This is a genomic window from Kitasatospora sp. NPDC059803 (assembly GCF_042732255.1).
Lineage (GTDB): Bacteria > Actinomycetota > Actinomycetes > Streptomycetales > Streptomycetaceae > Kitasatospora.
This window is the reverse complement of sequence record NZ_JBHWIJ010000082.1, coordinates 1-6,022: the sequence shown is the minus strand read 5'-3', so window position 1 is coordinate 6,022 and position 6,022 is coordinate 1. Positions and strand designations below refer to the sequence as shown.

Genomic DNA, 6,022 nt, shown 5'->3' with positions numbered 1-6,022 from the left:
ACAACCTAGCGTCCGTGGCGCTCCGGCCCGGGGGCGCGGTGGGACAAAACCCCCACCCCCCGCTCCCCCCCCCCCCGACCGCCAAGTACTTCCTGGTGCTGCTCGCGCTCTGCGAGCCCCGGCTGCGCTCGCCCTCCGCCGCCGTCGTCCCCGGCGTGACGGACGTGCTGGCCCGGCTGCGCGCCCTGCCCTCCTGCCACGGGCTGACCCGCTCGGCGGTCAACTACCACATCGACTACCTGGTGTGGACGAAGCTGCGGCTGCGCGAGCCGTACGAGGACGGACCCGGCGGCGGCAAGCGCGAGGAACTCGCGGCCCTGGCACTGAAGTTCGACCTCGTCCGGGAGGAGCACCTGGCCCTGCTCCCGCCCCGGCGCCCGGTCGCCCGACCGTGAGGCCCGCCGGCCAGCCGCCCGCCGGTCAGCCGCCCGTCGGTCAGCCGCCCGTCGAGCCGGTACCCGCCGAACCGGCGTCCGAGCAGCGGGTGCCGGAGAAGGACCAGCCCCTGCCGGAGCGGCAGTTCGAGGTGCCGGCCGGCTACCGGCTCGCGGGCTACCGCACCGGCGCCTACCTCGGGGCCGGCGCCTGGGGCAGCGTGTACGCGGCCGAAGGCCCCGACGGCACCCCGGCCGCCGTCAAACTGCTCAGCCCCGCCCGGCTCAGCCCCGGCCAGCGCCGGACCATGACGGAGGTCGCCCGCAGCGAGATGCGCTTCAGCCGCCGCGCGGACCACCCCCACCTGATCCGCACCCTCGCCGTGACGGTCGTCGACGACCCGGCCCACCCCGGCCTGGACGGCGCCGTCGCCCTGGTGATGGAACGCGCCGCCCGCAGCCTCCAGGACGTCCTCGCCGCCGCCCGCCCCGGCGCCCCGGTGCCCGGTGCCGAACGCGTCCTCACCGAGGTCTGCGCCGGGCTCACCCACATGCACCGGGGCGGCTGGGTGCACGGGGATCTCAAACCGGCCAACATCCTGCTGATGTCCGACGGCACCGCCAAGATCGCGGACTTCGGCCTCACCGCCGAACTGGAGGGCACCCACGCCTACGCGCCGCCGCTCGGCTCGCCCGACCACGTCCCGCCCGAGTGGTGGTCCGAGCGCACCGGCGCGCGCGGCGTCGCGGTGCGCCCCAGCGCCGACATCTGGGCCTTCGGGGTGATCGCCCACCAGGTGCTCACCGGCGGCCTGCACCCGTTCCTCGGCGCCACCGCCCGGGCCCGCTCGCTGGCCGCCCAGGCGTACGCGCGCGGCGCGGCGCCGCTGCGGCTGGACGAGGCGCTGCCCGGGCCCTGGCGGGCCGTGGTCACCGCCTGCCTGGCCCCCGGGCGGGAGGAGCGGGCCCGCACCGACCTCGCCGCGCTGGTCGCCCGGGCCGTCGCGCGTCCGGCCTGCCGCCGCGGCGCCGCCCTGCGGGCCGCCACCGGCCTGCTGGCCTGCGCCGCCACCGTCCTCGTCCTGACCGGGGCCCCCGAGCCGGAGGCCGCGGAGAGTGGCGCGGCAGCACCCGCCGCGGGGTCGGCCGCCCGCCCGGCCGCGCCCCCGCTGCCCGGCGCGATCCCGGCCGGCTCCGACGTCCCGGTGGCCTACCGCGGCATGATCGAGGACGCCGCCCGGCGCTGCCCCGAGCCCGAGATCACCCCGGTGCTGCTGGCCGCGATGCTCAAGGCCGAGAGCGGCTTCGACCCGAACGCGGCCCGCCCCGAGACCGGCGAGTACGGCATCGCCATGTGGACGCCCGCCGTCTTCGACGCCTGGGCGAAGGCCGCGGCCCACGACGGCCCCAAGTCCTACCTGGACCCGGGCGACGCGATCGCCGCGATGGGCAACTACGTCTGCTGGCTGGACCAGCAGCTCAAGCACCGGGGCTTCACCCGCGACCTGCCGGCCCTGGTCACCGCCGCCTACCGGACCAGCGACAAGACGGTGGCGGCCGCCGAAGGTGTCCCGGAACGGGTCCGCCCGCACGTCGACAAGGTGCTCCGGTACCTCGCCGACTACGGTGGGTGAGCGGGCAAAACGGGATGACCTGTACCACATCCCCCCGTATCCCGGCGCGGTCAGCCGGGTGGGCGGCCCCCGGTCTGGGATGCTCGGCGGCATGATCACGAAGCTCCGCGCGGCCACCGCGCAATGGACCGTCGTCGTTCCGGTGGTGTCGTTCGTCGTCCTCGCCCTGACCTGGCACCGGGACCTGCCCGGTTGGGTGGTGGGCGTCGTCGCCTGCTTCCTGGCCGGCGCCGTGCTCGCCGCCGTGCACCATGCCGAGGTGATCGCACACCGGGTCGGGGAACCCTTCGGATCGCTCGTGCTCGCGGTGGCGGTCACCGTGATCGAGGTCGCGCTGATCGTGACGCTGATGGCCGACGGCGGCTCCAAGTCCGCCACCCTGGCCCGGGACACCGTGTTCGCCGCCGTGATGATCACCTGCAACGGCATCCTCGGCCTGTCCATCCTGGTCGCCGCGATCAAGTACCGGACCGCCGTCTTCAACGCCGAGGGCACCGGCGCCGCGCTCGCCTGCATCGGCACCCTCGCCACCCTCAGCCTGGTGCTGCCGACCTTCACCACCAGCTCCCCGGGCCCGCAGTTCTCCACCACCCAGCTGGTCTTCGCGGCCACCGCCTCGATCGTGCTGTACGGGCTGTTCGTGACCACCCTGACCTTCCGGCACCGGGACTACTTCCTGCCGGTCACCCCCGAGGGCCGGGTGCTCGACGAGGAGGACCACGCCGCGCCGCCGACCGCCAAGGCCGCCTGGATCAGCCTGCTGCTGCTCGGCGTGGCCCTGGTCTCCGTGGTCGGCCTCGCCAAGGGCGTCTCGCCGACCATCGAGCACGCCGTGGACGACGCCGGACTGCCGCACTCCGTCGTCGGCGTCGTGATCGCCCTGCTCGTCCTGCTGCCGGAGACCATCGCGGCGCTGCGCGCGGCCCTGCGCAACCGGGTGCAGACCAGCCTCAACCTGGCCCTCGGCTCGGCGCTCGCCAGCATCGGCCTGACCATCCCGGCCGTCGCGATCGCCTCCTCCTGGCTCTCCGGCCCGCTCGTCCTCGGCCTCGGCCCGGCGCACATGGTGCTGCTGACCCTGACCATCGTGCTCGGCACCCTGACGGTCATCCCGCGCCGGGCCACCCCGCTCCAGGGCGCCGTGCACCTCGCCGTGCTGGCCGCCTACGTGGTGCTGGCGCTCAACCCCTGACGCCGCCGCAGCAGTTCCCCAGAGCCCCTGCCTCCGACACCGCCGTCGGAGGCAGGGGCTCCGTGGTCTCCCGGGGGAGCGTGCCGGACGGCGGCCCGCCGACGGGCCGGGCGCCGTTTCCGGCGCGGTGGTCAACGGCGGGCTCCGAACCGGCGGGTGACCGCGCGCCCGCCCCGGTGGCCGGTATTGACCGGTCATCGGGGCGGGCCCGCGTGTCGGGGCGGCGGGCGGGTGCCGTGGTTCTCTATCGTCCGTCTCGGACCGCCGAGTCCGGCCGTGTCCGAATGGCCCCGTCCGAACGAACCTGTCCGAATGGCCCTGTCCGAGTCCGTCCGAGTCCGTCCGGGGCCCCCTGCGGCCCCGTCGGGCCCGCAGCCGATCCGACCCCGTGGGAGTGCGTGATGCCCGGCCCAGAGCAGCAGGTGCCCGCAGACGGCGGCCGGGCCCCCCGGCCCGCCCGGACCGAGGAGGACGCCGACGTCATCGTGGTCGGCGCCGGCCCGGCCGGCTCCACCGCCGCCTACCACCTCGCCCGCACCGGCCTGGACGTCCTGCTGCTGGAGAAGTCCGCGTTCCCGCGCGAGAAGGTCTGCGGCGACGGCCTCACCCCGCGCGCCGTCAAGCAGTTGACCGACCTCGGCATCGACGTCTCCGAGCAGGCCGGCTGGCTGCACAACCAGGGGCTGCGGCTGATCTCCGGCCGGCGCGCGCTGGAGTTCGACTGGCCCGAGCTGTCCGCCTACCCCGGCCACGGACTCGTCCGCCGGCGCGCCGACTTCGACGAACTGCTCGCCCGCCGGGCCGCCTCGGCCGGCGCCCGGCTGATCGAACGGGCCAACGTGGCAGGCCCGTTGGTGGACGAGCGGAGTGGCCGGATCACCGGCGTCACCGCGAAGCTCGGCGACGAACGCCGGCCCGTCAGCTACCAGGCGCCGGTCGTGGTCGCCGCCGACGGCAACTCCACCCGCCTCTCCGTCGCGATGAAGCGCTACCGCCGCACCGACCGCGCCATGGGCGTCGCCTACCGCACCTACTTCACCACCCCCCGCCACCAGGACCGCTACCTGGAGGCCTGGCTCGACCTGCGCGACCCGGGCGACCCCGCCCGCCGCCTGCTGCCCGGCTACGCCTGGGTGTTCGGCATGGGCGACGGCACCGCCAACGTCGGCCTCGGCGTCCTCGACACCGCCCACGTAGACCTCGACTGGCGCGACCTGCTCCGCCGCTGGTGCGACAGCCTGCCGCCCGCGTACGGCTACACCCCCGACGCCGTCACCGAGCCCGTCCGCGGCTCCGCCCTCCCGATGGGCCTCAACCGCCAACCCCACTACGCCGACGGCCTGTTGCTCATCGGTGACGCCGGCGGCACGGTCAGCCCCGGTACCGGCGAAGGCATCGCCTACGCGATGGAATCCGGCCGCTACGCCGCCGAGACCATCGTCCAGGCCCTCGCCCGGCGCACCGACCGCGGCCGCGAACTGGCCCTGCGCGCCTACCCGCAGGCGCTGCGCTCCGCCTACGCCGGCTACTTCGCGCTCGGCCGCCTCGCCGCCGACCTGCTCGGCCGGCCCAGGCTGCTCGGCGCGGCCGGCGCCGCCGGGCTCGGCCACCCGGCGCTGCTGAAGGTGGCGTTCCGGCTCATGGTCAACCTCACCGAGCCCAACTCCAACGACGCCCTCGACCGGCTGCTCCACCTGATCGGGCGGGTCGCGCCGGGGCGCTGACGGGCGGTTGCGCGGCGCGCCGGGGTCGATGCCGGACCGCCCAGTCTTTCGGGTGAACCGGTCCGGCGTCCCGGGGTTGGCCGGAACCGGGGAATTCGGTGCGCCTTCGGCCTGGTCGTGTTGACGGATGATCAGCTGATCCGCTTGCCTGGTGTCGAAACGGACACGGAGGGTGAGCGGGACGCCCCCTCCGTGCGACCCCCTCACGACGGAGACACCGTGCGCCTTCGCCTTCGCCTGCTCGTCGCGCCACTCGCCGCAGCCGCCGCCCTGATCGCCCCGAGCATCCCGGCCGCCGCGGCCGACACCGCCACTGCGGGCACCTCCACCGCGGGCGGCTCCGCCCGGGCCGCCACGCCCCCCGACGAGTGCTCCGCCGACTTCCACCAGGGTGACAAGCGGCTCGGCCCCGCCGAGCTGCCCACCACCGGCCGGGTCGGCCGGGAACTCGTCGGCTACCAGCGCACCGGCTCCCTGAGCGAGCAGCAGTTCCTCACCACCTACTACGACCCGGCCGGCAACAACGGCGCCGGCGGCTGGATCTACCCGCCGTCCGACGGCTACGTCACCCTGCCCGACGGCACCCCGGTCGAGTTCGATCTCACGCTCTACCCGAACCAGAACATCGACCGCTACGGCAGCGAGTACGGCGCCTTCCTCGCCCCCGAGGGGCTGCCCTACTCCACCCGCTCCATCCCGCCGCAGAGCCTCGACGGCACCCCGCCGGCGGGCTGCAACTACCACGACTACAAGGTGGTCAAGCCCTTCAAGGTGCACGCCGGCCCGATCGCCCCGTGGTTCGGCCAGCCCGGCTGGGGCCTGCAGTACCAGCTCGACGCGGCCCTGGTGCCCGGCGGCCCGGCCAAGCTGAACGTGCTCTGGCTGGTCGACAACGGGTACCTGTCCCGGATCGTCTGACCCGGCCCTCCGGACGGCGCACCGCGCGGCCGCCCCGCCCCCTCCCCCGCACCCCGCGACCCCCCCCCGCCGGGGGGGGTTTCCCGGGGTTGTGGCGCCCCGCCGGCCGCGTCGACATGGGCTTGCCCCCGGGGGGGGCCCAGATCGTGATGCCCATCGCCCGGCCATGAGGCATACGAC

The 6,022-nt window shown here is 75.3% G+C and carries 4 protein-coding genes and 1 pseudogene; all 5 read left to right on the top strand.

What is annotated here, in order from left to right; all coding sequences use genetic code 11:
- Window positions 1-395: pseudogene (locus ACFV6I_RS15875) on the top strand (serine/threonine protein kinase); the annotation flags it as partial.
- The gene (locus ACFV6I_RS15870; RefSeq protein ID WP_380425700.1) at window positions 392-2,008 is read left to right on the top strand and encodes a serine/threonine-protein kinase; all 1,617 of its coding nucleotides are present in this window, start codon (window positions 392-394) and stop codon (window positions 2,006-2,008) included. The pseudogene ACFV6I_RS15875 and the gene ACFV6I_RS15870, both read left to right, overlap by 4 nt.
- Window positions 2,009-2,099: 91 nt before the next feature.
- On the top strand, window positions 2,100-3,200 hold the full coding sequence (locus ACFV6I_RS15865) for a calcium:proton antiporter (RefSeq protein ID WP_063351661.1): 1,101 nt from the start codon (window positions 2,100-2,102) through the stop codon (window positions 3,198-3,200).
- Window positions 3,201-3,601: 401 nt separating this feature from the next.
- A complete protein-coding gene (locus tag ACFV6I_RS15860) occupies window positions 3,602-4,924 on the top strand; it encodes a geranylgeranyl reductase family protein (protein ID WP_063350605.1) in 1,323 nt (440 codons plus the stop codon).
- A gap of 219 nt (window positions 4,925-5,143) precedes the next feature.
- Window positions 5,144-5,842: a TNT domain-containing protein gene (locus ACFV6I_RS15855; RefSeq protein ID WP_380425697.1), complete on the top strand. Its 699-nt coding sequence runs from the start codon at window positions 5,144-5,146 to the stop codon at window positions 5,840-5,842.
- Window positions 5,843-6,022: the final 180 nt, after the last annotated feature.

Coding starts and splice junctions, on each gene's coding strand:
- ACFV6I_RS15860 (WP_063350605.1), top strand. CDS start 3,602: ATGCCCGGCCCAGAGCAGCAGGTGCCCGCAGACGGCGGCCGGGCCCCC.
- ACFV6I_RS15865 (WP_063351661.1), top strand. CDS start 2,100: ATGATCACGAAGCTCCGCGCGGCCACCGCGCAATGGACCGTCGTCGTT.